This is a genomic window from Bradyrhizobium sp. 35 (assembly GCF_023073215.1).
GTDB lineage: Bacteria > Pseudomonadota > Alphaproteobacteria > Rhizobiales > Xanthobacteraceae > Bradyrhizobium > Bradyrhizobium canariense_D.
Genome location: NZ_JADPJC010000017.1, coordinates 326,099 through 349,881, shown reverse-complemented (window position 1 = coordinate 349,881; position 23,783 = coordinate 326,099). Strand labels below are relative to the sequence as shown.

Here is a 23,783-nt window from a genome sequence, read left to right as displayed (position 1 = left end):
GCGGAAAAGTCCTCCCGAGTCCATGGCCTGAATCTGGAATTTTGTCCAGCAAAGTCACGATCCTAGGCCTCGGTCGAACGGCCGCAGGTAAATTCCTCAGGGGAGGGATGGATCCATAACGGAGTCACCCCCTTGGCAGACGGCGTGCTAGCAGGTAATCGACGGCCCTTCGCGGAGGACGGAACCGATTTCTCTTCGTACGCCACTGGCGCTTCTGCTCGTTTCATTGGGTGCGATCGCTGCCGTGTGGTGGTGGCTTGCCACGCCGATCTCGCTCGCGCGCGCCCCGATCGATCCCGCCGACAAGGTCCAATGCGTCTCCTACGCGCCGTTCCGCGGCGAGCAGTCGCCGCTGAACGCATGGACTCATATCGAGGCCGATCAGATCGAGCAGGACCTGCGCCAGCTCAAGGAGATCACCGACTGCGTCCGCACCTATTCGATGGAGAACGGGCTCGACCAGGTGCCGGCGATCGCGGCCCGGATCGGCGGGCTGAAGGTGCTCCAGGGCATCTGGCTCTCCAGCAACCGCACCAAGAATTTCGAGCAGGCCGCGCTCGCCATTCGCCTTTCCAAGGATTTCCCCGGGATCATCACCAGCATCATCGTCGGCAACGAAGTGCTGCTGCGCGGCGAGATGACGACCGCGGACCTCGTCTCCATCATCCGCTCGGTGAAGGCGCAGGTCAGCGTGCCCGTCACCTATGCCGATGTCTGGGAGTTCTGGCTCAGGAATCGCGAGATCTATGACGCCGTCGACTTCGTCACGATCCACATCCTGCCCTATTGGGAAGACAATCCGGTGCGGGCCAAGTTCGCCGCCTCCCATGTCGAACAGATCCGCGAGCGCATGGCGGTCGCATTTCCCGGCAAGGAGATTTTGATCGGCGAAACCGGCTGGCCGAGCGAAGGGCGCATGCGAGATGGCGCGCTGCCGTCGCGCACCAACCAGGCGCGCGTGGTCTCGGAGATCCTGAGTCTGGCGAAAGCGCAAAAATTCCGCGTCAACCTGATCGAGTCCTACGACCAGCCGTGGAAGCGCAAACTGGAAGGCACCGTCGGCGGCTATTGGGGCCTCTATGACTCGGTGCGCCGTGGCCTGAAATATCCGCCGGGCGAGCCGATCAGCAATTTCCCGTACTGGAAATGGTACATGGCCGCCGGCATGGGCCTCTCCGTGCTGGTGTTCGCGGTCGCGGGCCTGACGTTGCGGCGCAGACCGTGGACGCCGCGCTTCTCGTCCTGGCTCGGCGTGGCGATCTCGGCAACCTCGGCCGGCATTCTGCTCGGGATCGGCGCCGACAAGATGTACTACGAGAGCTACGGCATCGGCGGCTGGCTGCTGTGGGGCGCGCTGCTCGCGGCTGGCATCCTGTCGCCGATCTTCTGCGCGCAGGCGATGGTGATCGGCCGCAGCCTTCCGACCTTCCTCGATCTGCTTGGTCCGCGCGAGGGCCGGAAATGGTCGAAGCTCACCGCCGTGCTCGGCTTGACGCTGGCAGTGACGGCGGTCATCGCGGCGCAGACCGCGCTCGGATTCGTGTTCGACCCGCGCTACAAGGATTTCCCTTACGCCGCGCTGACGATGGCGGTTGTGCCGTTTGCGCTATTGATGCTGAACCGGCCGCAGATCGGCCAGCGTCCGATCGCGGAATCGGTCTTCGCCGGCGTGCTGACGCTGTCGGCGGCCTATGTGCTGTTCAACGAGGGCCGCGACAATTGGCAGTCGCTGTGGACCTGCGCGATCTATCTCTTGTTCGCGCTCACGCTGTGGCGGGCGCGGGCCGAGCAAATCCAAGAATGAGCAGGCCGATCGCCAGGCCCGACAGCACGACATTGTAGAGCACGATGCCAAGGCCCGCGGCGATGATGCCGGCGGTGAGCAGCACGATGGACGGCCGCATCAGGTTCAGCGTTGCCACCACCAGCGCGACGATGCCGAACACCGAATTCTTGAACAGCACGGTCGAGACCGAGCGCGCCTTGCAGACCAGGGTCTGAAGCCCGGCGTCGCAGGCGAGACCGACCTGCGAGTTTTCGATTCCGAGATAGCGCAGATAGAGCGCATAGCCGACGCTGGCGAAGCCGACGACGATCAGGAACTGCACCTGGTAGGGCGTGAGGCGGAAGGGCTTTTTTGTCATGGCGGCAATATGGTCGGGATGGTGGAACGGGGCAACAGGGGAGGCGCAAGTTTCTCGCGACCTGCGTGAGATCCTTCACCCATTACGCTGATGAATTGCCGCGAGGTAAGCTACCTTCTGAAGAACGACGACAGCGTTGATCCCGCCGACGCCGTCTCGGGCTTCGGCTGTGCGGCCGGCTGCGCCGCAGGAGCAGGCGCGGGCTCCTCGCGCTTCGATGAGCGTTTTGAGGAATAGCTGCGGCGACGCTTGTCGGGCTTGGCGGCCGGCGCGGGCGCTGGGGCGGTCTCGGCTTGCGGCACCGAGTCCTGGGGCTTGTCGGAGTCCTTCTCCTGAACCCTGTCTTGGGTCTTGTCTTGGGTCTTGTCCTGCTTCTTCTCTTGGCCGCCGCGCATTGACAGCCGCTGGCCGTCGAACACGGTGGTCTCGCAGTGGCGGTCGTTCTCGGCGAGGCCGGCGCAGAGTTTTGCTGCAGCCGCTGCATTGATCAGCGGACCGGCGCCGAGGCGGAGCTGCATGCCAAGGCCGGTGTTGCCTTCCTTGATCATGATGATCGGCCGCAGCGCTGCGATTTCGGGATTGGATTTGGTGACCCCGCGCCACAGCGCGCGCAGGCCATCGAGCGAGTTGGCGCCACCGAGATCAATCGCAAAGCGCGTCTGCTGGACCGCGATCGCGGGAGCCTCGCTTTCGGCGGCCTCCGGCGGCTTGGCAGGTGCCGCGGCGACTTCGATCGGAGCGGGCGCCGGTTCTGGCTTCGTCTCGGCAGCCTTCTCGGTCGCCTTCTCTGCGGCCTCGGGCTGAACCAGTTTCGGGGCGGCCGGATCGGGCGGCGCCATGATCGATTTGGATGGGACCAACGGAAGCATCGGCAGTGCCGAATTCGTCGCCGGCGACTGCGCGACCAGCGAGGCCGCGGCCGCGCTCTGCGGCGGCGGACTCCACGGCTCCTTTGCGGCCTCGGCGCGCGGCTTGTCGTTGGCCGGAGCCGGTGTCGAGGCGACCTGCGCGATGCCGGGCGCCGGCGGGCCGATCAAGGCCGGCGCGTCCTGCGGCTTCGCAACGGACGCCTGCGGCGGCGTTGTCGTCTGCTTGGCGATGGCGCCGGTCACGGAATCGAGCCCTTGCTCCAGCACGGTGACGCGCGAATAGAGCCGGTCGCGATCGGTGTTCAGCGTCTCGATGGCGGAGGCGAGCCGGCGGGCCTCGTTCTGGCTCTCCTTGGTCAGGATCTGGAGCCGGTCGGCCTGGCGCGCGAGATCGGCGGATGCGACCTGGTCGCGCCGCCAGCCGAGCTGGGCCTGGTTGGCGAACACGGCAAGCACCACGGCGCCGACGGCCGTCACGCCCCATGAGCCCAGCCGCCACATCATGCCGCGATCGAACGAACTCTCCTCGGCCACAAGTCCGGAGAACAGCCCGCCGGTCTCCTTGGCGCCGAAGGCATCCGCCAGTGGGTCGGAATCCTTTGCCATGAACGTTAAGTGCCCAACCCCTGTCCGGCTTCCCCGAATCAATCAGGGAACATTAACAGGAAAAGCGTGTCGCACTTGAACTCCGGGCGTTTGCGGGGGTAGCAAGGCGATAGCTGATGAGGGCGGCCCGTCGCCCGCTGGCGCCGATTGATTCGGCCGATTGACAGGATTGCGATGACCGCCCGTTCCAGCCTCACGATCGTGCTCGCCGCCGGCGAAGGCACGCGTATGCGCTCACACCTGCCGAAAGTGCTGCATCCTGTCGCGCACCAGAGCCTGCTCGCCCACGTGCTCGCCGCGGCGCCCAAGGGAGCCGGCACCTCGCTCGCAGTCGTGATCGGACCCGACCATCAGGCGGTGGCGGACGAAGCAAGGCGCATCCGTCCCGACGCGCTCACCTTCGTGCAACAGGAACGGCTCGGCACCGCACATGCGGTGCTGGCGGCGCGTGATGCCATTGCGCCGGGCGTGGATGATCTGCTGATTGCGTTCGGCGACACGCCGCTGATCTCGGCCGAGACCTTTGCGCGGCTGCGCGCGCCGCTGGCCAAAGGCGCCGCAATTGCCGCACTCGGCTTCCGCGCCGCCGATCCCACCGGCTATGGCCGCTTCATCGTCGAGGGCGATCGCCTGGTCGCGATCCGCGAGCAGGCCGATGCCAGCGCCGAGGAGCGCAAGATCGACCTGTGCAATGCCGGGGTCATGGCGATCGACGGGCATCGCGCGCTCGCGATCCTCGACAAGATCGGCAATGCGAATTCCAAGGGCGAATATTATCTGACCGACGCGGTCGGCATTATCAGCGAACAGGGATGGGATGCCGTGGTGATCGAAACCAGCGAGGACGAAGTGCGCGGCATCAACACCAAGGCGCAGCTCGCCGAGGCTGAAGGCGTGATGCAGGCGCGGTTGCGGAAAGTGGCGATGGAGTCCGGCGTCACGCTGATCGCGCCCGAAACCGTCTATCTCGCCGCGGATACCGTATTCGGCAAGGACGTGACGATCGAGCCCTTCGTGGTGATCGGCCCCGGCGTTTCGATCGGCGACGGCACGGTGGTCCATTCCTTCTCGCATATCGTCGAGACCAAGCTCGGCAAGAAGGTCTCCATCGGCCCCTATGCGCGGCTGCGGCCCGGCACCTCGCTCGGCGACGGCGCGCGCATCGGCAATTTTGTGGAGACCAAGGCCGCGACGCTGGAGGCCGGCGTCAAGGTCAACCATCTCTCCTACATCGGCGATGCCACCATCGGCGCCAATTCCAACATCGGCGCCGGCACCATCACCTGCAACTACGATGGGTTCAAGAAGCACAAGACGATCATCGGGCAGGGCGCCTTCGTCGGCACCAACTCCTCGCTGGTTGCACCGGTGACAATCGGCAACGGCGCCTATATCGGCTCGGGCTCCGTGATCACGCGCGACGTGCCTGATGACGCCATGGCGCTGGAGCGGAGCCCGCAGACCATCCGCGAAGGTGGGGCGGTGCGCTATCGCGAGCTGAAGACGGGTGGCAAGAAGCCGGAGAAATGAACGCCGCTATTCGTCGTCGGCGAATTCGGAGAAGATCGCGCGCGTCAGGCGCCAGCCGCGCGGCTTGGCACGCTTCGCCGGCTCGCCCGCGACATGCTTGATGAAGACGGGCTTGCTTTCCTTGCCGCGCTGGGGCGGCGGCCAATGCGCGAGGTGCGTGCCGGTGGTCTCGCTGGCGCGCACCGCCATCGATGACAGGCCTTTGCGGTTGGATGAGCCTTTCATGGCCTCTCTCCTTGGTACGCAAGGGTTGGCCAAATTTGTTGACAGCAAGTTAACGCGCGCGGTTTAAGGCCCAGCCAGTTCGCCGCCGGCGAGGCGCGTCGCCGTCGGTGCTGTCTCAATCAGCAATAATTATTGAGTATCTGGTTCCTTAGGAACTTCGCTAAAAACCGAGCGCGTCGTTTAGGCCATTTTTCGACGATTTGGGGGATATTGATCCGCATGTGCGGGATTGTCGGCATTCTCGGGCGCCAGCCGGTTGCAGAGCAATTGGTGGATTCGCTCAAACGTCTTGAATATCGCGGCTATGATTCCGCGGGCGTCGCCACGCTTGAAGGCAAGCATCTCGAGCGCCGCCGCGCTGAGGGCAAGCTGAAGAATCTGGAGAAGCGGCTGGAGGCCGAGCCGCTCAAGGGCACGACCGGAATCGGTCACACCCGCTGGGCCACCCACGGCAAGCCGACCGTGAACAATGCGCACCCGCACGCGACCGAGCGTGTCGCCGTGGTTCACAACGGCATCATCGAGAATTTCCGCGAGCTGCGCGAGGAGCTCGAAAAGAAAGGCACGGTGTTCCACACCCAGACCGACACCGAGATCGTGCTGCATCTCGTCGACGACCTGCTCACGCGCGGCAACAAGCCGGTGGAAGCGGTGAAATTGACGCTGGCGCGGCTGCGCGGCGCGTTCGCACTCGGCTTCATCTTCGCGGGCGAGGACGATTTGATGATCGGCGCGCGCAACGGTCCGCCGCTCGCGATCGGCTATGGTGACGGCGAGATGTATCTCGGCTCCGACGCCATCGCGCTCGGGCCGTTCACCGACACGATCAGCTATCTCGAGGACGGCGACTGGGTCGTGCTGACCCATACAAGCGCTTCGATCTTCGACAAGGACGGCCATGCCGTCCAGCGCGAGAAGACCAAGCACGCGGCCTCGACCTCGCTGGTCGACAAGGCCAATTACCGCCACTTCATGGCCAAGGAGATCCACGAGCAGCCGGAAGTGGTCGGCCACACGCTGGCACGCTATGTCGACATGGCGACCGAGCGGGTCTCGCTGCCGGTCAAGCTGCCGTTCGACTTCAAGAACATCCAGCGCATCAACATCACGGCTTGCGGCACTGCGAGCTACGCCGGCTTCGTCGCAAAATACTGGTTCGAGCGTTTCGCGCGCGTGCCGGTCGAGGTCGATGTCGCCTCCGAATTCCGCTACCGCGAGGCGCCCTTGCGCAAGGGTGATCTCGCCATCTTCATCTCGCAGTCGGGCGAGACCGCCGACACCTTGGCCGCGCTGCGCTACGCCAAGGCCCAAGGCGTGCACACGGTGGCCGTCGTCAACGTGCCGACCTCGACGATCGCGCGCGAAAGCGAGACCGTGCTGCAAACGCTGGCCGGCCCAGAGATCGGCGTCGCCTCGACCAAGGCGTTCACCTGCCAGCTCATGGTGCTGGCAAATCTTGCGATCGCGGCCGGCAAGGCCCGCGGCGAACTGACCGACGAGGACGAGACCAAGCTCGTTCACGGGCTCGTCGAAATCCCGCGTTTGATGTCGGATGCGCTCACCACCGAGCTCCAGATCGAGAAGCTCGCGCGCGAGATCGCGAAATCTCGCGACGTGCTCTATCTCGGTCGCGGCACCAGCTTCCCGCTCGCCCTCGAAGGGGCGTTGAAGCTGAAGGAGATCTCCTACATCCACGCCGAGGGCTATGCCGCCGGCGAGCTCAAGCACGGCCCGATCGCGCTGATCGACGAGACCATGCCTGTCGTCGTCATCGCGCCCTACGACCGGGTGTTCGAAAAGACCGTCTCCAACATGCAGGAGGTCGCCGCTCGCGGCGGCAAGATCATCCTGATGACCGACGCCAAAGGCGCGCAGGAGGCAACCGTCGAGTCCCTCGTCACCATCGTCATGCCCGATATGGCGGCGGCGTTCACGCCGATGGTCTATGCGGTCCCGGTTCAGCTGCTCGCCTATCATACGGCGGTCATCATGGGGACCGATGTCGACCAGCCGCGCAATCTCGCGAAATCCGTGACGGTGGAATAGGCAGAGGGGTCGAGTGCGGGACGCTTCGTGGTCTTCCAAAACCTGCTAGAAGACCCTAGCTTGGACGAAGCGACTGACTTGGAACCCGAATGAACCCCCGTGACGACGCGCCTGCGCCTCTTGATGCCGTGCCCGAGCCGCATACCGGCCTGATCGGCCGCTTCCGTAACTATTTCCTCACCGGCCTCATCGTGACGGGGCCGATTGCGATCACGCTGTATCTGGTCTGGTGGTTCGTCACCTGGGTCGATGGCGTGGTGCGGCCGTTCGTGCCGCTGGCCTATCGGCCCGAGACTTATCTGCCCTATGTCATTCCCGGCTGGGGGCTGATCGTCGCATTCTTCACGTTGACGCTGGTCGGCTTCCTTGCGGCCAATTTGATCGGCCGGACACTGGTCGATGTCGGCGAGACCTTCCTCGGCCGCATCCCGGCGGTACGCGCCATCTACCGCGGCCTGAAGCAGGTGTTCGAGACGCTGTTCTCGGGCAAGGGCTCGAGCTTCCGCAAAGTCGGCCTGGTTGAGTTTCCTTCGCCGGGCATGTGGTCGATCGTGCTGATCTCGCAAGCGCCGAACGAGGACGTCTCCCGCAGCCTGCCGGGTCAGGAGGAGCACGTCTCGGTGTTCCTGCCGTGCTCGCCGAACCCGACGACCGGCTTCTTCTTCTATGTGCCCAAGAGCAAGATCGTCGAGGTCGACATGAGCACCGAGGATGCCGCGACGCTGATCATGTCGGCCGGCGTCGTGCAGCCGGGCTCAGCGCCCGATTCGAAGAAGGCAGCGGCGCTGGCGGGCATGGCGAATGCCGCGCGTATTGCCAACGCCTCGGCGGCGGTGCAGCCCCAGCCTGCGAAGGTGGAGTAGGGCCATTCCCCTGCGGGATGGCCGCCGTTCACGCGGGCGTCTCGTCCTCTGCTAGTCTCCGATTGAACTGAGCGCGTTGCTCGGGCTTCGATCTGGAGTGCACGATGTCCAAAACTATTGCGATCCTCGCGCCCGGTGCCATGGGCAGTGCCGTGGCCCGCCGTCTCGGCGAGCACGGTGCGCGTGTGCTGACGTCGTTGAGAGGGCGGAGCGAAGCGACGCGCAAACGCGCCACGGATGCCGGCATGATCGGCGCCGAGGACGACGCGATCGCGGACGCCGACATCATCCTGTCGATCGTGCCGCCGGGCGAAGCCGTGGCGCTCGCCGAGCGGCTGGCCGGGCTGATCGTCCGGCGCGAGAAGAAGCCGGTCGTGGTCGATTGCAATGCCGTCAACGTCGATACCGTGATGAGGATCGAGGAGATCATCGGCTCGGCACAGGCGCCGTTCGTCGATGCCGGCATCATCGGGTTCCCGCCCCAGCCCGGTGGCAAGAGCCCGGCCTTCTACATGTCGGGCGAGCACGCCAAGGATGTCGCCGTGCTGAAGGATTTCGGGCTCGACGTGCGGATCGTCGAAGGGCCGGTCGGTGCCGCGTCCGCGCTGAAAATGTCCTATGCCGGGATCGTCAAGGGCCTCGCCGGGATCGGCGCGGCGATGGTGGTCGCGGCAACGAAAGCGGGGGCTGCGGATGCGCTGCGCGACGAACTCGCACTCAGCCAGCCCGCGGTTCTGGCCCGGCTCGAAGTCGCGCTGCCGGACATGATTCCGAAAGCCTATCGCTGGGTCGCGGAGATGCGGGAGATTTCCGGCTTCCTCGGCCCCGATCATCCGGCGAGCCAGGTTTACGAAGGCTTTGCGCGCTGGTTCGACCACCTCGCCGAGGATGCGAAAGGCGAGGCGGCGGATACCGACCTGATGAAGGCATTCGCCGCGCGCATCGCGCAGAAGAAATCCTGATCGTCCGGTCTCACGTCACCGCCATCCATCATGTGCCGTGCAGCGAATCCAGAAACCCCTGGATGTCTCGATCGCGTCTCAAGCGCACGACCGGAACGTCAGCGCCATACTGCATACGCTCGGCCTCGATGACAGGCGCGCGCTCGGTGTCGTAGCGCCACGCCTCGCGCATCAATTTCCAGTCGAACTGCTCGGGGCACCCCTCCGGGAGATCAGGCCGGGCCTTGTCGCGATCGAAGGCGGATCGCAGGAGAATGCGCCACTGGCAGAGCCAGCGCGGGCGGTCGATGACGACCAGCGTATCGGCGCGCGCGAGCGTGAGATCGAAGGCAAGTCCCGAGAAGCTGCCGTCGACAACCCATGCGTCGCCCGCGATCGCGTCAGTAACCCGTGCTCGGAAGTTCGGTTTGTCGGATGGCTTCCATCCCGGCCGCCAGTAGAGCACGTCGAGATGCACCACCGGCAGCGCGAGCTTTTGCCCGAGATTTCGGGAGAGGCTCGTCTTTCCGCTACCCTGACAGCCTACAACGATGATCCGGCGCATCGTCGTAGGGTTCCATAAAGTCGGGCGAAGGGAAAGAGGAGGCCTCCGAACGCGCGTTATTACCTGGCATGTAATTGAGCTCATCTGCAGCCTGGCTACTGTCCCGGTCATTCACCCGACAGGAAGCATTCCATCAAGCCTCCTGTCGCGTGTGTGTCGGTGCATGAGGAGAGAGCTATGCAAGTCGTGTTTACGAAGAAGGAACCGCCGCAATGGCTGCTCGACATGTGGCGGGAGATCGACAACAAGACCTTCGGACCAGGCTTCGACTGTTTTACGGAAGATGCCGTTTGCAACCTCGGCGTCGCCGATTGGAAGGGGCGCGAGGCGATCCGCGGCAATCTGAAGGCCTTCATCGACACCGGATTCACCGCGCTCCATCACATCACCGAATATTGGGACGCGGGCTCGCTGAAGGTGTTTCGGGGTGTCGTGGACATGACACCCGATGATCCCTCAATGAAGACGGTTCATCCCACGATGACGCACTTCTTCTACATGGACGAGAGGAACGACACCAAGGTACGGCACTGGGTCGGTGCCGTGGGGCCGGTCGCCTTCGGTTGATCGCCACGAACCTGCTACCATCGGCGGTGGTGCCTCGGACAAGCCGACGTACCGCCGCCGATGCGCGTTGACGATGCCGCACATCGACAGGAAGGATCAGTCGGCCATGAAAGCGACGGCCAGTGCCCTCAAGACGCGCGCCAGTTCCGCGGGCGCGCTGCTGCGTCAATGGCGGGACATTCGCGGCAAGACGCAGCTCGACCTGTCCTTCGACGCCGGCGTCTCGCAGAAGCACATCAGCTTCGTCGAGAGCGGCCGCAGCGTTCCGAGCCGCCAGATGCTGCTCGACCTTGCGCAAGCCCTCGACGTGCCCTTGCGCGAACGCAACGAGCTGCTGCTGGCCGCCGGCTATGCGCCGTCCTATTCCGAGCCCGCGCTCGAGGCGCCCGGCATGACGAGCATCAACCGTGCCCTGCAACGCATGCTGCGTCAGCACGAGCCGTTTCCCGCCATCGTCATGGACCGGTACTGGAACGTGCTGATGACCAATGAGGCCGCGCCGCTTCTGTTCAATTGCTTCATCGACATGTCCGCACGGCCGGCGCCACGAAACCTGCTGCATCTTATGTTCGATCCGGAGGGCATGCGCCCTTTTATCGCGAACTGGCCGCAGACCGCACGCGGGCTGCTGGCGCGGGTGTATCGCGAGGCAGTCGGACACGTGGTTGACATCAGGACGAAGGCGTTGCTGGAGGAGCTGTCGCAATACCCCGGGGTGAAGCCGGAATGGCGTGCGCCGTCGGCATCCGATGCGATGCCGATGATCCCGTTGTCCTTCGTCAAGGACGGTGTGACGCTGGACTACTTCTCCCTGATCACGACGGTTGGAACGCCGCAGACGGTGACGGCGGAGGAGCTGCGGCTCGAGTGCATGTTCCCCGCCAACGAGGGGACCGAAGCCGAGCACGGCAGGTTCTTGCGCGCGCACGCCGGTTGAGGAGACGTCGCGAGGCTCATCTGTTATTGTTTCTGCGAAAGCGGTCACTCCGCAATGGGAGTTCGAATGAGAGTGCTTGTGATCGGCGCGGGAGCGCTCGGAGGCTACTACGGAGCGCGCCTGGTCCGAGCCGGCGGCGACGTGAACTTTCTGGTGCGGGCCGGGCGTGCGGAGCAATTGCGGCGGAATGGATTGCAGGTCGTGAGCCCGCAGGGCGATTTCGCCGTGCAGCCGAAGATCATCCTGGCCAACGACCTCAAGGAAACGTTCGACGTCGTGCTCGTCGGGGTGAAATCCTACTCGCTCGACGATGCGATGGCCCAGTTTGCCCCGGCCGTTGGCGCCCACACGATGATTTTGCCGATCCTCAACGGGCTGAAACATGTCGACGCCCTGACGGCGCGGTTCGGCGCCGCTCAGGTTCTCGGCGGGCTCGCGAACGTCAGTGCCGGGCTCGATGCGGATGGTCGCGTCGTTCAGTTCATGGCCAATCAGACCATCGTCTTCGGCGAAATCGGGGGGTCGTTGAGCGAGCGTGTGCTCGCCCTGGAGACGCTGCTGCACGTGCCCGGTATCGACGTGCGCGCCAGCGAAGCGATCATGCAGGACATGTGGGAGAAATTCGTCCAGCTCTCGACGCTCGCCGGCATCACCTGCGTGCAAGCATCGGAGACATTCTGGCCGTTCCGAACGGCGAGCAATCCATCTTCCGCCTGTTTGCCGAATGCTGCGCCGTCGCCACGGCCTCGGGTTTTGAGCCGCGAGCGCCTTTCATCGAGTTTGACCGCAAGCTGTTCACGACCCCGGATTCCCCGCTCAAGGCCTCGATGCTGCGTGATATCGAGCGCGGCTCGGTCACCGAGGCGGAGCATATCCTCGGCGATATGGCCAACCGGGCCCGTGCACTCGGCATCGACACGCCCCTGCTGGATCTCGCCCGGGCGCATGTGGCGGCTTATGAGATTGGGCGGCAACGAGCGGCCAGCTAACCCGCTCCGATCAGCGGGATCGCTTCATCCCGCTCATACAGATACAGCAGGCAGCGCAGTGCCTCGCCGCGCTCGCCCTTGAGTTTTGGATCGTCCTTCAGGATGCGCAGCGCCTCGTCGCGGGCCTGCGTGATGAGCTGGCCGTGCACCTCCGAGCGGGCGATGCGGTAGCCGGGCAGGCCGCTCTGGCGCACGCCGAGCACATCGCCTTCGCCGCGCAGCTTCAGATCTTCCTCGGCGATCCGAAAGCCGTCGGTGGTCTCGCGGATCACCTTCAGCCGTGCTTTCGACATCTCGCCGAGCGGCTCGGAGTAGAGCAGCAGACAGGTCGAGGCCTCCGAGCCGCGCCCGATGCGGCCGCGCAATTGATGAAGCTGGGCGAGGCCAAAGCGTTCGGCGTTCTCGATCACCATGATGGTCGCCGCCGGCACGTCGACACCGACCTCGACCACGGTGGTCGCGACCAGCAGACCGATCTCGTGGGCGGCGAACTGGCCCATGACGCGGTCCTTCTCGGTGCCCTTCATCTGGCCGTGGACGAGGCCGACACGGTCGCCGAAACGCTTTTGCAGGGTTTCGAAGCGCTTGGTCGCATTGGTCAGGTGCTCGGTACCCTCGGCCTCGGATTCCTCGACCAGCGGGCAGATCCAGTAGACCAGCTTGCCGGATTCGAGCGCGCGGCCGATGCTGTCGGTGACCTCGCCGAGGCGGCTCATCGATATGGTGCGAGTTTCGATCGGCTGGCGGCCGGCCGGCTTCTCCCTGAGCTCGCTGATGTCCATGTCGCCGAAATAGGTCAGCACCAGCGTGCGCGGAATCGGCGTGGCGCTCAGCACCAGCACGTCGACGGCCTCGCCCTTTGCCGTCAGCGCCAGCCGCTCGCGCACGCCAAAACGATGCTGCTCGTCGACGACGGCGAGGGCGAGATCGCTAAAGATCACGTCGTCCTGGATCAGCGCATGGGTGCCGACGAGCAGGTCGATCTCGCTGGCTTCGAGTTGTGCCAGCAGGTCACGCCGCTCCTTGCCCTTTTCGCGGCCGGTGAGGATCGCGACCCGCATGCCCGCGCGCTCGGCGAGCGGCGCGATGGTCTTGATATGCTGACGAGCCAGAATTTCGGTCGGCGCCATCAAGGCGGCCTGCTTGCCGACCTCAGTGACGGCAGCGGCGGCCAGCAGCGCGACCACGGTCTTGCCGGAGCCGACGTCGCCCTGGAGCAGGCGCAACATGCGCACCGGCTGTTGTAGATCATTGGCGATGGCGGCTGCTGCGTCGCGCTGGGAGGTTGTCAGCGCATAGGGCAGGGCATCGATGATTTTGTTGCGGAGGTGCCCGTCGCCGGCGTTGCGCACACCGGCCGGGCGTCGCAATTGGGCGCGGATCAGGGCAAGCGCAAGTTGCCCGGCCAGGAGTTCGTCGAAGGCGAGGCGCGACCAGAACGGCTGGTCGGGCAGAATGTCGGTGAGCTCGACCGGCTGGTGCACGCGGGTGAGCGCCTCGGCGATCGGCGGGAAGCCGCAGCGGCGCAGCACCTCCGGGCTGATCCATTCCGGCAGTGCCGGGAGCTTCTGCAGCGCCTGCGCGACCGCACGGCGCAGCGAGCCGAGTGCAAGGCCCTCGGTCAAGGGATAGACGGGATCGATGCCGGAGAGTTTGGAAATCGCCTCCTCGTCCAGCACCCGGTCGGGATGCACGATCTGCGGGATGGCGTCGTACATCTGGAGCGTGCCGGAGACGAAGCGCTTCTCGCCGATCGGCAGCAGCTTCTCGACATAGCCGGGCTTTGCGCGGAAGAACGTCAGCACGACGTCGCCGGTGTCGTCGCTGGCGTAAACGAGGTAGGGCGCGCGCGCATTGCGCGGCGGGGGCGGGCGGTGGCGGTCGACCGTGACCTCCAGCGTCACCATGGTTCCCTGCACGGCGTCGCGGATCTTCGGCCGGGCGCGACGGTCGATCACCTGGCTCGGCAAATGCAGCAACAGATCGACCAGCCGCGGCGTCTCATTGCGGCTGAGCAGATATTGCAGCAGCTTGTCCTGCTTCGGACCGACGCCGGGCAGGCTGGTCACGGGGGCAAACAGCGGGTTGAGCAGGCTGGGGCGCATCAGGCGAATCTAGGACCGTTTTCGCTCGTCATGCCCGGCTTTATGCCCGGCATCCACGTGTTTTTTCGTGCCCCTGCGGGGCAGCGGGCCATGACAAATCGAGGGCTGACAGGGCCCGCCCGAGTGGCTATATCACCCCGGCCCGGCACGTCCGGGCTTTTGGCGTTTGACTGGAATTGAGACATGACGGGAACGACACGATCGAGCAACGGGCTGGACGACCGCCGCAAGCGGCTTCTGTTCCGCTGCTGGCACCGCGGCACGCGCGAGATGGACCTGATCCTCGGCCGGTTCGCGGATGCCGAGATCGGCAATCTGTCCGATGACGAGCTGACGCAGCTCGAGACCCTGCTCGAAGAGGCCGATCCCGACCTCTATGCCGCCATCACCGGCGACAAGGTGCTTGCCGCCGACGTCATCGGCCCGCTGTTTGCGCGCATCAAGGGGTTTCCGATCGCGGACCGCGACGTATGAAGCAGGGGATGAAATCGCCGGCCGAGCTGCTCACGCCCGGCCGCGCGCTCACGCTTGCCAATGTTGCCGAGGGTGCCGAGGGCCTCGTCATCTCTGATCTCGCGCGCGCCATCGCGGCGCGGCCGAAGAAGCCGGCTGTCAGCCTCGCGGTGATCTGTCGCGACGGGCCGCGGATGCAGCAGCTCGAACGTGCTCTGCAATTCTTCGCGCCCGATTTGCCCGTGCTGACCTTCCCGGCCTGGGACTGCCAGCCCTATGACCGCGTCTCGCCGCATGGTGGCGTCCTCGCGCAGCGCCTGACGACGCTGGCGCGGCTGGCGTCACTGACCGGTAGCGACAAGCCGCTGATCGTGCTGACCACGGTGAACGCCGTGGTACAGCGCGTGCCGGCGCGCGAGCTCGTCGCGGCGCAGGCGCTGTCGGTCGCGCCCGGCAACGTCGTGCCGATGGATACCATCATCGCCTGGCTCGAGCACAACGGCTACAACCGCTCCTCGACCGTGCGCGAGCCCGGCGAATACGCGGTGCGCGGCGGCATTCTGGACCTGTTTCCGGCCGGCCTGGACCAGCCCGTCCGTTTCGATTTCTTCGGCGACAGCCTGGAATCGATCCGCACCTTCGATGCCGAGACCCAGCGCACGCTGCTCGACATGCGCGCGCTCGATCTCGTGCCGATCTCCGAATTCCAGCTCGTCACCGAGACCATCCGCCGCTTTCGCATGGGCTACGTCGCTGAGTTCGGCGCGCCCGAGCGCGACGATGCGCTCTACGAGGCCGTCAGCGAGGGCCGCCGCCATCCCGGCATGGAGCATTGGCTGCCGCTGTTCCAGGACCGGATGGACACGCTGTTCGACTATCTGCAAGGAGCTTGCGTCGCGATCGAGCCGCAGGCCGAGGACGCCATCCGCGAGCGTTTCAAGCAGATCCTCGATTATTACCAGGCCCGCCGCGATGCGATGGAGCATCCGGGCGGCGGCGCCATCTATAAGCCGCTGCCGCCTGACAGGCTCTATTTGACCGAGGAGGAATGGGGCAAGCGCGAGAGCGGGATGCCGTTGGTGCGGCTGACGCAGTTTTCGGTGCCTGCTGATGGTATCAGCGTGGTCGATGCCGGCGCACGCAAGGGACGAGACTTCGCCCCGGAGCGCAACGATAACAAGGTCAATGTCTTCGAAGCCGTCGTCGCACATGTGCATGGGCTACTGACAAACCGCAAGAAGGTGGTCATCGCGCTCTGGACGGAGGGCTCGAGGGACCGCATGACCTCGATGCTGCGCGATCACAAGCTCACCCCCGTGACCAGCGTCAACAGCTGGCGCACGGTGCAGGCGACCCCGCGCAACGAGACCATGCTGGCCGTGCTCGGCCTCGAAAGCGGATTCGAGACCGACGAGATCGCTGTCATCAGCGAGCAGGACATCCTTGGCGATCGCCTGGTCCGACCGCGCAAGGCGAGCCGCAAGCTCGACAATTTCATCTCGGAGGTGACGAGCCTCGCCGCCGGCGACATCGTGGTCCACGTTGATCACGGCATCGGCCGCTTCATCGGCCTGCAGACGCTGGACGTCGCCGGCGCGCCCCATGACTGCCTCGAGCTGCATTATGCCGCCGAGACCAAGCTGTTCCTGCCGGTCGAGAACATCGAGCTGCTGTCGCGCTATGGCTCCGACCAGACCACGGTCGAACTTGATCGTCTCGGCGGTTCGGGCTGGCAGACGCGCAAGGCCAAGCTCAAGAACCGCATCCGTGAGATCGCGGGCGAGCTGATCAAGATCGCCGCCGAGCGCCACCTCCATGAGGCGCCGAAGCTGCCGGTGCAGCCGGGCCTCTACGACGAGTTCTGCGCGCGCTTCCCCTATGACGAGACCGAGGATCAGCTTGGTGCGATCGAGTCCACGCTGAAGGACCTCGAGCTCGGCCGTCCCATGGACCGGCTGATCTGCGGCGACGTCGGCTTCGGCAAGACCGAGGTGGCGCTGCGCGCCGCCTTCGCGGTGGCGCTCGAAGGCAAGCAGGTCGCGGTCGTGGTGCCGACCACGCTGCTCGCCCGTCAGCATCACAAGACGTTCACCGACCGTTTCAAGGGTTTCCCGGTCCAGGTCGCCCAGGCCTCCCGGCTGGTGCCCGCCAAGCAGCTCAATCTGGTCAAGAAGGGCCTCGCCGACGGCTCGGTCGACATCGTCGTCGGCACCCATGCGCTGCTCAGCAAGTCGATCAAGTTCCGGGATCTCGGCCTGCTGATCGTCGACGAGGAGCAGCATTTTGGCGTGACCCACAAGGAGCGGCTGAAGCAGCTCCGCGCCGAGGTGCACGTGCTGACGCTGTCGGCCACGCCGATTCCACGCACACTTCAATTGGCGCTCACCGGCGTGCGCGAGCTCTCGATCATTGCCTCGCCCCCGGTCGACCGCCTCGCGGTCCGCACCTTCGTCGCCCCGCACGACCCCTTGATGATCCGCGAGGCGCTGCTGCGCGAGCGCTATCGCGGCGGCCAGGCGTTCTACGTGGTGCCGCGCATCGACGACCTCGCCGAGGTCAGGGATTTCCTCGACAAGAACGTGCCGGAGATGAAGGTCGCGGTCGCGCACGGGCAGATGCCGCCCGCCGTGATCGAGGACATCATGACCGCGTTCTACGACGGCAAGTTCGACATCCTGCTGTCGACCACGATCGTGGAATCCGGCCTCGACATCCCCAACGCCAACACGCTGATCGTGCATCGCGCCGACATGTTCGGCCTCGCCCAGCTGTATCAGCTCCGCGGCCGCGTCGGCCGTTCCAAGCTGCGGGCCTATGCGCTGTTCACGCTGCCGGCGCAGCAAAAGATCACGGCGCAGGCGGAACGCCGGCTCACCGTGCTGCAATCGCTGGAGACGCTGGGCGCGGGCTTCCAGCTCGCCTCGCACGACCTCGACATCCGCGGCGCGGGCAATATCCTGGGCGAGCAGCAGTCCGGCCATATCAAGGAGGTCGGCTTCGAGCTCTATCAATCGATGCTGGAGGAGGCGATCGTCAACCTCAAGGCTGGTGTGTCCGAGCCCGCGGCCGACCGCTGGTCGCCGACGATCACCATCGGCATGCCCGTGCTGATTCCGGAGGATTATGTCGGCGATCTCTCGGTGCGGCTGTCACTCTACCGCCGGCTCGCGGACCTCGACAGCGAGGAGGAGATCGAGAACTTCGGCGCCGAGATGCGCGACCGGTTCGGCGTGTTGCCGGACGAGGTGCGCTATTTGTTCAAGGTCGCCGCGATCAAGGCGTTCTGCCGCCAAGCCAATGTCGGCAAGATCGATGCCGGTCCGAAGGGCGCCGTCATCGCCTTCCGCGACAATTCCTTCGCCCATCCCGACCGGCTGGTGAGCTTCATCCGCAGCCACGGCCAGGCCGCGAAGGTGCGGCCCGACATGAAGGTGGTGTTCCTGCAGGACTGGGAAACGCCGGAAGAGCGTCTGGCCGGCACCACCGAGATCATGCGCCAGCTGGCGCAGCTCGCGCAGAGCAAGAAGGCGGCGTAGAGGTTTCCGGAGGCGGCGCGAAACGACGCGCCGCACTCGGATTCCCGAACAGCGACATATGATCACTTGCGCAATGATCGAACAGTTGCTAGGTTCGGTCTATCGAGTTTCGGCCGAACGACTTGGCCTCGCCGCTGAAAAGCGCGCCTGACTGACGACCCTCCCTCCAGATCTCGACGACACCCACCGCGCTTCTGAGCGCGGCTAAACGTTTATCTATCTTAAAGGACGATCCCCATGACGACGGGAACTGTGAAGTGGTTTAACAGCCAAAAGGGCTTCGGATTCATTCAGCCGGACGAGGGCAGCCAGGATGTCTTCGTTCACATCAGCGCCGTTGAACGCGCCGGCATGAATACCCTCAACGAAGGGCAGAAGGTTTCTTTTGAAATCGTTGCAGATCGCAAGACCGGCAAGTCTGCTGCTGAAGATCTGCGCGCCGCATAGGCTGTCGCAATCCCAATGACGTTGCTTTGACCACGGATGTACTGGCAGAGCTTCTGATTTTTTGACCCGCGACCGTTTACCGGCCGCGGGTTTTTTGCGCCAGCGGCCGGCCCTCGCGAATGAGAATGCGAACGGTGCGTTTCGCGTAAAGCTTCCACATGTGAGCAGTCGAGCTCCGACGGCAGCGAGCGCTCGCGGATGATTACGACGCCGCCCGCGATGCCTCGGCCGACAGCCGCCCAAGCAGCGACCTTGCCGTATCCGAGGGCGACAGCGAATCCACCGAAACGACGGGATCGCTGCGCATCTCGTGCTTGCCGTTCGACGTGTGCCGCATCACCGCGGAGAGGCGGCGGGCGATCATGTGGGCGGTGCGGAAGTCGGTCTCCGCGAACACAACGACGACCGAGCCGTCCTTCTGCGCCACGCCAAAATCCATCTGCCGCATCAGCCGGCTGAGAATGCGCGCGGCATCGAGCTGGGCTCGGGAATTGCCGGGATCGAAGGCAAAGCGTGCGACCGAGAGGCCGCCGCCGCGGGCCAGCGTCTGCTCGACCGCCTTGGCAAAATCACGCGCAAAAGCTTCCGCCGTGAGCAGGCCGCTGCGCGGGTCGAGCCAGCCGCCGGCATCGATCGAGCGCAGCGTACGGCTCAGCTGGGCTTCCATGGCGTGCTGGCGGATCAGGGGCAGCGCGTTGGCGGCGACCTTCGCCGACTCGCCAGGGATCAGTTCAAGATTGGGCAGGTCGTAAGTCTGCGTCAACTGATGCGCAGTGACGACCACGGGCAGGCTGCGGAACCGGGTGTCCTCGGCGAGCACCGTGAGAAAGGCATCGGTCACGCGGGGGGTAAAACCTTCGGCGAGCACGACGCCGTCGAGGTCGCGGGTGTTGAGATGCTTGGCCGCTGCCTCGATCGAGAGCGCCCCGATCACGCCGACGCGCTCGCCGAGCGCGACGGAAAGCGCGGGGTAAGCCGCGCCGCGGCCGATCAGAAGCACCGTGGCATCGCGAACGGGATCAGCCTCCGGCAGCGCGACTTTGACCTCTGGCAGCCGGCGCAGCACCGTGGCATGGAGCGTGCGAATCCGTAGAGCGGCGCGAAGCCGCGCGATCAGGCGTTCGGAATGGCCGGCGCGCGAGGAAGAGAAGGGCAGGACGTTGTGCGGGAGCGCGCCCGCCGCATCCAATGCCACGAAGGGAAGGTAAGGGGATTGCTCTGCGATCTTGCTGGCGAGCGGCGCCAGATGCGGCTCGTGCCCGGCATGCATCGCGGCGAGAACCGCGGCCGGCTGTACCTCTTCGACCGCGCGCGCAGCGCCGGCCCAGCCGGTGTCGATCACGGGAAAGAATCGCGCCTCGTCCAGCGCCGCAAGGAAGGTCGGCCGCTCGCCATTGGACACAAACAGGATCGGGCCGGCCTGGGACATCGAGAGACTCTGATCACGCGACAGGTGCCGCGCAATCTACTCCGGCCGCCTTAATGCAGCGTCAATGGAACGGTCGAAACTACGCTTAGACCGGCCCGGAGCGGTCGCGAAAAGCTTCGACCATCAGGGGGTTAAGCCCGAGTTCGCTGAGCGCCTCGCGGGCGCGGGCATTGTCCTGGGCGCGGCCCGCGAGCCGGTGACCAGAGAGCCGGTCAGGCAGCGCGGTCAGCAGGGCGCCCTGGCCGAGCCGTCGCGCCCATTCCTGGAGGTCGTTGGAGAGGAAGCGGTAGCCGCCGACGGCCATGATCCCGGAGGGCGGCGCGGTGATGCAGATCGCGCCGCTCGGACGATCGAGCCGCGCGGCATAGCCGGTATCGACATAGTCGCGTGGCGGTTGCGCGATCAGGGTGTCGCCGACCGGCGGCGGCGGGGCGTAGGCCGCGATCGGCACCATAGGGCCGCGCAGCCCGAGCGTGCCCTTCGGCGTCAGCAGAATCTCGCCGGCGATCGACGAACCCGACTGCTCGCGCGGCGCGCCGTGCGGTCCCGGCATCACCGGCACCGGCATGCCGTCCTCGCCACGCCGGGCGCCGAACAATCCGGCCTCGCCGAACAGATAGACGTCCGTGAAAGGCGCATGCGGCGCAATCCATGCCTCGCTCGCCGACACCTGCTCGGGGGCGCGCCACAGGCCGATGACGTTGCGCAAGCTCGGCATCCGCGCCGCCAGCTCGGAATCGCCGAGCCGCTGGGCGAACTGTGCCGGTGCGATCAGCACGTCGCATTCGTGCGCATTGATCTGCTGCTCCAGCACGTCGTTCTCGAAGGGGTGATGCAGCGCCAGCGTGCCGCCGCACAGCAGCCACACCGCGAGCGAGGAGGCGAGCCCTGCGAACGACATCGGCGTGAACGCCGCCATCACGGTTGCGCCTTGCCTGATGTCGGCTTCCAGCGACATCGCGAGCCCCCCGGCGATCAGGCTGAAATGCGGCCGCGGCACCGGACGAAAGCCTTCCGCGGTGACGTCGAAGGAGATCATCGCCGCCTTGCGGCCATCCTGAATCACGGCGCGCGCTGTGCCGGGCGGACGGGCCTGCACGTCGTCGAGCGAGGCCATGCCTTCGGGCAGGTTGGTGCCGAAGCCGCAGACATGGCGAATCGAGAAGGCTTCCGCGGCCGCGTGCATGGCGAGATCGGCATAGCTGACGCCGTCGACCGTGCTCATGGTGACGATGGCGCGCGCCGCGGTACGATTGAGAGCGGCGGTCAGTTCGGCATGGCGCCAGAGCAGCGGCAGCACGGCGACGACAAGACCGGCGCGATGGGCGGCGAGAACGGTGAGCACGAACTCGACCGTATTCGGCAGTTGGATGGCGATGACGGAATTGGCCGGCAGGCCTGATTCGACGAAATAGGCGGACAGCGCCTGGATGGCGATGTCAGCCTCGGCATAGCTCATCCGCCGCGGCTCGTGCCCGGTCACGCGGAACTTGTTCAGGGGGTCGAGCAGAGCGGTCGCGTGCGGCTGCCGCATCAGCGTGCGCTGAAACAGTGTGTCGAGCGTCGGCGATACGGCTGGCTGGTTCACGGCGTCACTTTGCTTGATGAGCTTGCGGCTGCCCCTTCGACCACCAGGTCTCCGGCAAATAGCCGGACAGCGAGGTGGCCTCTGGCCGTTCTATCCGATTCCAGCGCGCGATCCATTGCTCGGATACGTTAAACAGGGGGATTGTATAGAAACCGGAGATCAAAGCGCGGTCGAGCGCCCGCACCGCGGATACGAAATCCGTGTGTTCACGGGCTTCCAGCAGTGCGGCGATCATCGCATCGACCGCGGGATCCCGGGCCCCCATGTAGTTGCGGGTGCCCGGACTGTCGGCGGCAGCGCTCCCCCAGTAGAAATATTGCTCGTTGCCGGGCGACAGGGACTGGTCCCAGCGGTTCTGGATCATGTCGAATTCGTAGGCGAGCCGGCGCTGGTCGAACTGCACGGGATCGACCGATCGCACGCTGGGCTCGATGCCGGCGCGCCTGAGGTCGCGCTGAAAGGCAAGCGCGACGCGTTCCTGGTCGCGGGTCGTGACCAGGATCTCGAAGGTGAAGGGCGCCTTGGTCGCACGGTTGCGCAGCACGGTGCCGTCGAGATCGTAGCCGGCCTCCAACAACAGCTTCAGCGCCGCGCGCAGCGTGGTCCGGTCGCGGCCCGAACCGTCGGTCACCGGCAGGCGGTAGCTGCCGTCCATGATGTCAGGCGGGATCTGCGCGGCGAACGGCTTGAGCAACTCGCGCTCGCGCGCATCCGCAGGCTTGCCATACGCTGAGAGGTCCGAGCCGGCAAAATAGCCGGCGACGCGCGAGTAGAGGTTGAAGAAGTAGTTGCGGTTTACCAGCTCGAAATCGAACAGCAGCGTCAAGGCCTGGCGCACGCGGATGTCGGCGAATATGGGACGCCTCGTGTTGAACACCAGAAATTCGGAAGGTTGCGGCACGCCCGGCTTGAAGGTGTCGCGGATCACGTCGCCATTCTTCGCCGCGGGAAAGTCGTAGCCGTCGTGCCAGCGCAGCGGCTCGTGCTCGATGCGGAAATCATAGAGGCCGCGCTTGAAAGCTTCGAACTGGCCGTTGGCCTCGCGAAAATAGTCGAGCCTGATCTCCTCGAAATTGTAGAGCCCGCGATTGATGGCGAGGTCACGGCCCCAATAGTCGGGATTGCGGGTGAGCGTCACGCTGGCACCGGGCCTCACGGCGGTGACGCGATAGGGGCCGGAGCCGACCGGGCCCGACAGCGTCGTCTCCTCGAAAGCCGCGACGTCGACCGCATGTTTCGGCAGGATCGGCATCAGGCCGAGGATCAGCGGCAGTTCGCGGTCATTGGCTCCCGCAAGGTCGAAGCGGACGGTGAGGGGATCCGGCGCCTCGGCCCTTGCCACCTTGCCGTAATATTGCCGGTGGTTTGGGCGGCCGTGGTCGCGCAGCAACTGCCAGGAGAACAGCACGTCCTCGGCGCGGACCGGCTTGCCGTCGGAGAAGCGCGCGCGGGGATCGATGTGGAACGTGACAAAGCTCCGCTCGTCATCGGTCTCGACCGATCTGGCGAGCAGTCCGTAGAGCGTGAACGGCTCGTCATTGCCGCGCGCGAGCAGACTCTCGACCACGTAGTTCCGGACCGGCTGAACGGCCAGTCCCTTGACGATGAAGGGATTGAGGCTGTCGAAGGTGCCGAGAACGCCCCAGGTCAGCCGGCCGCCCTTGGGGGCGTCAGGGTTGACGTAAGGCATGTGGGTGAAATCGGCTGGCATCGCCGCCTTGCCGTGCATGGCGATGGCGTGGGCTTCCTCGGCCCCTGCGCCGCTGGCCGGGAGCCCAAAGGCGAACGGGAGCCCCAAGGCGAAAGCCAGGACACAGAGGCGGACGCAAAGACCTTCAGGACGGCCCTCGAGAAGGCGCTGGAACATGAACATGTGGACACGTTGATTCGAAGACCGCAGGCCTGAATCCTATCACAGGGATTTTCCCGGGGGCGCACGCCGA

At 65.4% G+C, this 23,783-nt stretch carries 18 protein-coding genes and 1 pseudogene; 11 read left to right on the top strand and 8 right to left on the bottom strand.

Translation table 11 applies throughout. The features are described from left to right. The first annotated feature begins 244 nt into the window (after positions 1-244). Positions 245-1,804 carry a beta-1,6-glucan synthase gene (locus IVB36_RS04020; protein WP_039800292.1) on the top strand — a complete coding sequence of 520 codons (1,560 nt, stop codon included), beginning with the start codon at positions 245-247 and terminating at the stop codon, positions 1,802-1,804. Here the strand turns inward: IVB36_RS04020 and IVB36_RS04015 are convergent. Further along, complete coding sequence (locus IVB36_RS04015; protein WP_018457946.1) at positions 1,764-2,144, bottom strand: hypothetical protein; 381 nt, start codon at positions 2,142-2,144, stop codon at positions 1,764-1,766. The genes IVB36_RS04020 and IVB36_RS04015 overlap by 41 nt on opposite strands. Positions 2,145-2,254: 110 nt before the next feature. Next, positions 2,255-3,619, bottom strand: a complete 1,365-nt coding sequence (locus IVB36_RS04010; protein WP_247370390.1) for a hypothetical protein — start codon at positions 3,617-3,619, stop codon at positions 2,255-2,257. A 174-nt stretch (positions 3,620-3,793) separates the two neighbouring features. Here IVB36_RS04010 and glmU point away from each other — a divergent pair, with 174 nt between their 5' ends. Further along, a complete protein-coding gene (gene glmU / locus IVB36_RS04005) occupies positions 3,794-5,149 on the top strand; it encodes a bifunctional UDP-N-acetylglucosamine diphosphorylase/glucosamine-1-phosphate N-acetyltransferase GlmU (protein ID WP_247370393.1) in 1,356 nt (451 codons plus the stop codon). 6 nt (positions 5,150-5,155) lie between these two features. Here the strand turns inward: glmU and IVB36_RS04000 are convergent, their stop codons facing one another. Continuing rightward, complete coding sequence (locus tag IVB36_RS04000; protein ID WP_018457943.1) at positions 5,156-5,374, bottom strand: hypothetical protein; 219 nt, start codon at positions 5,372-5,374, stop codon at positions 5,156-5,158. Between the two features lie 219 nt (positions 5,375-5,593). Between IVB36_RS04000 and glmS the strand changes: the two genes are divergently transcribed. The 3 genes from glmS (at position 5,594) to IVB36_RS03985 (ending at position 9,245) form a co-directional block, all read left to right on the top strand. Next, positions 5,594-7,420 (top strand): glutamine--fructose-6-phosphate transaminase (isomerizing), encoded by a 1,827-nt coding sequence (gene glmS / locus IVB36_RS03995; protein WP_247296667.1) that lies wholly within the window; start codon positions 5,594-5,596, stop codon positions 7,418-7,420. An 89-nt stretch (positions 7,421-7,509) separates the two neighbouring features. Beyond that, entirely contained in the window at positions 7,510-8,283 is a 774-nt protein-coding gene (locus IVB36_RS03990) for a DUF502 domain-containing protein (protein WP_018457941.1), read from the top strand. Positions 8,284-8,387: 104 nt separating this feature from the next. Continuing rightward, complete coding sequence (locus tag IVB36_RS03985) at positions 8,388-9,245, top strand: NAD(P)-dependent oxidoreductase (protein WP_085353114.1); 858 nt, start codon at positions 8,388-8,390, stop codon at positions 9,243-9,245. Between the two features lie 28 nt (positions 9,246-9,273). On the opposite strand, the gene IVB36_RS03980 is transcribed toward IVB36_RS03985, so the two are convergent. Beyond that, positions 9,274-9,789, bottom strand: coding sequence for an AAA family ATPase (locus IVB36_RS03980; protein ID WP_085353112.1), 516 nt, complete (start codon positions 9,787-9,789; stop codon positions 9,274-9,276). A 177-nt stretch (positions 9,790-9,966) separates the two neighbouring features. On the opposite strand from IVB36_RS03980, the gene IVB36_RS03975 reads away from it, so the two are divergent. The 3 genes and pseudogenes from IVB36_RS03975 (at position 9,967) to panE (ending at position 12,282) form a co-directional block, all read left to right on the top strand. Further along, positions 9,967-10,356, top strand: coding sequence for a hypothetical protein (locus IVB36_RS03975; RefSeq protein WP_018457938.1), 390 nt, complete (start codon positions 9,967-9,969; stop codon positions 10,354-10,356). Between the two features lie 106 nt (positions 10,357-10,462). Then, the gene (locus tag IVB36_RS03970; protein ID WP_026233463.1) at positions 10,463-11,293 is read left to right on the top strand and encodes a helix-turn-helix transcriptional regulator; all 831 of its coding nucleotides are present in this window, start codon (positions 10,463-10,465) and stop codon (positions 11,291-11,293) included. 66 nt (positions 11,294-11,359) lie between these two features. Further along, positions 11,360-12,282: pseudogene (panE, locus tag IVB36_RS40345) on the top strand (2-dehydropantoate 2-reductase). Here panE and recG read toward each other — a convergent pair. After that, the gene (gene recG, locus IVB36_RS03955) at positions 12,279-14,387 is read right to left on the bottom strand and encodes an ATP-dependent DNA helicase RecG (RefSeq protein ID WP_247390713.1); all 2,109 of its coding nucleotides are present in this window, start codon (positions 14,385-14,387) and stop codon (positions 12,279-12,281) included. The pseudogene panE and the gene recG overlap by 4 nt on opposite strands. A gap of 183 nt (positions 14,388-14,570) precedes the next feature. On the opposite strand from recG, the gene IVB36_RS03950 reads away from it, so the two are divergent. The 3 genes from IVB36_RS03950 (at position 14,571) to IVB36_RS03940 (ending at position 18,823) form a co-directional block, all read left to right on the top strand. Further along, positions 14,571-14,861: a succinate dehydrogenase assembly factor 2 gene (locus IVB36_RS03950; RefSeq protein WP_018457934.1), complete on the top strand. Its 291-nt coding sequence runs from the start codon at positions 14,571-14,573 to the stop codon at positions 14,859-14,861. Further along, entirely contained in the window at positions 14,858-18,376 is a 3,519-nt protein-coding gene (gene mfd / locus IVB36_RS03945) for a transcription-repair coupling factor (protein ID WP_247390711.1), read from the top strand. The genes IVB36_RS03950 and mfd overlap by 4 nt, the downstream gene beginning before the upstream one ends. Positions 18,377-18,613: 237 nt before the next feature. Further along, positions 18,614-18,823 carry a cold-shock protein gene (locus IVB36_RS03940; RefSeq protein ID WP_018457932.1) on the top strand — a complete coding sequence of 70 codons (210 nt, stop codon included), beginning with the start codon at positions 18,614-18,616 and terminating at the stop codon, positions 18,821-18,823. Positions 18,824-19,025: 202 nt separating this feature from the next. Here the strand turns inward: IVB36_RS03940 and IVB36_RS03935 are convergent, their stop codons facing one another. The 3 genes from IVB36_RS03935 to IVB36_RS03925 all read right to left on the bottom strand — a co-directional run bounded on the left by IVB36_RS03935 (position 19,026) and on the right by IVB36_RS03925 (position 23,713). Further along, positions 19,026-20,252: a GGDEF domain-containing protein gene (locus tag IVB36_RS03935; RefSeq protein WP_247369964.1), complete on the bottom strand. Its 1,227-nt coding sequence runs from the start codon at positions 20,250-20,252 to the stop codon at positions 19,026-19,028. 85 nt (positions 20,253-20,337) lie between these two features. Next, positions 20,338-21,840, bottom strand: a complete 1,503-nt coding sequence (locus tag IVB36_RS03930; protein WP_247390710.1) for an AMP-binding protein — start codon at positions 21,838-21,840, stop codon at positions 20,338-20,340. A 4-nt stretch (positions 21,841-21,844) separates the two neighbouring features. Beyond that, positions 21,845-23,713, bottom strand: a complete 1,869-nt coding sequence (locus IVB36_RS03925) for an extracellular solute-binding protein (RefSeq protein WP_085353101.1) — start codon at positions 23,711-23,713, stop codon at positions 21,845-21,847. Positions 23,714-23,783: the final 70 nt, after the last annotated feature.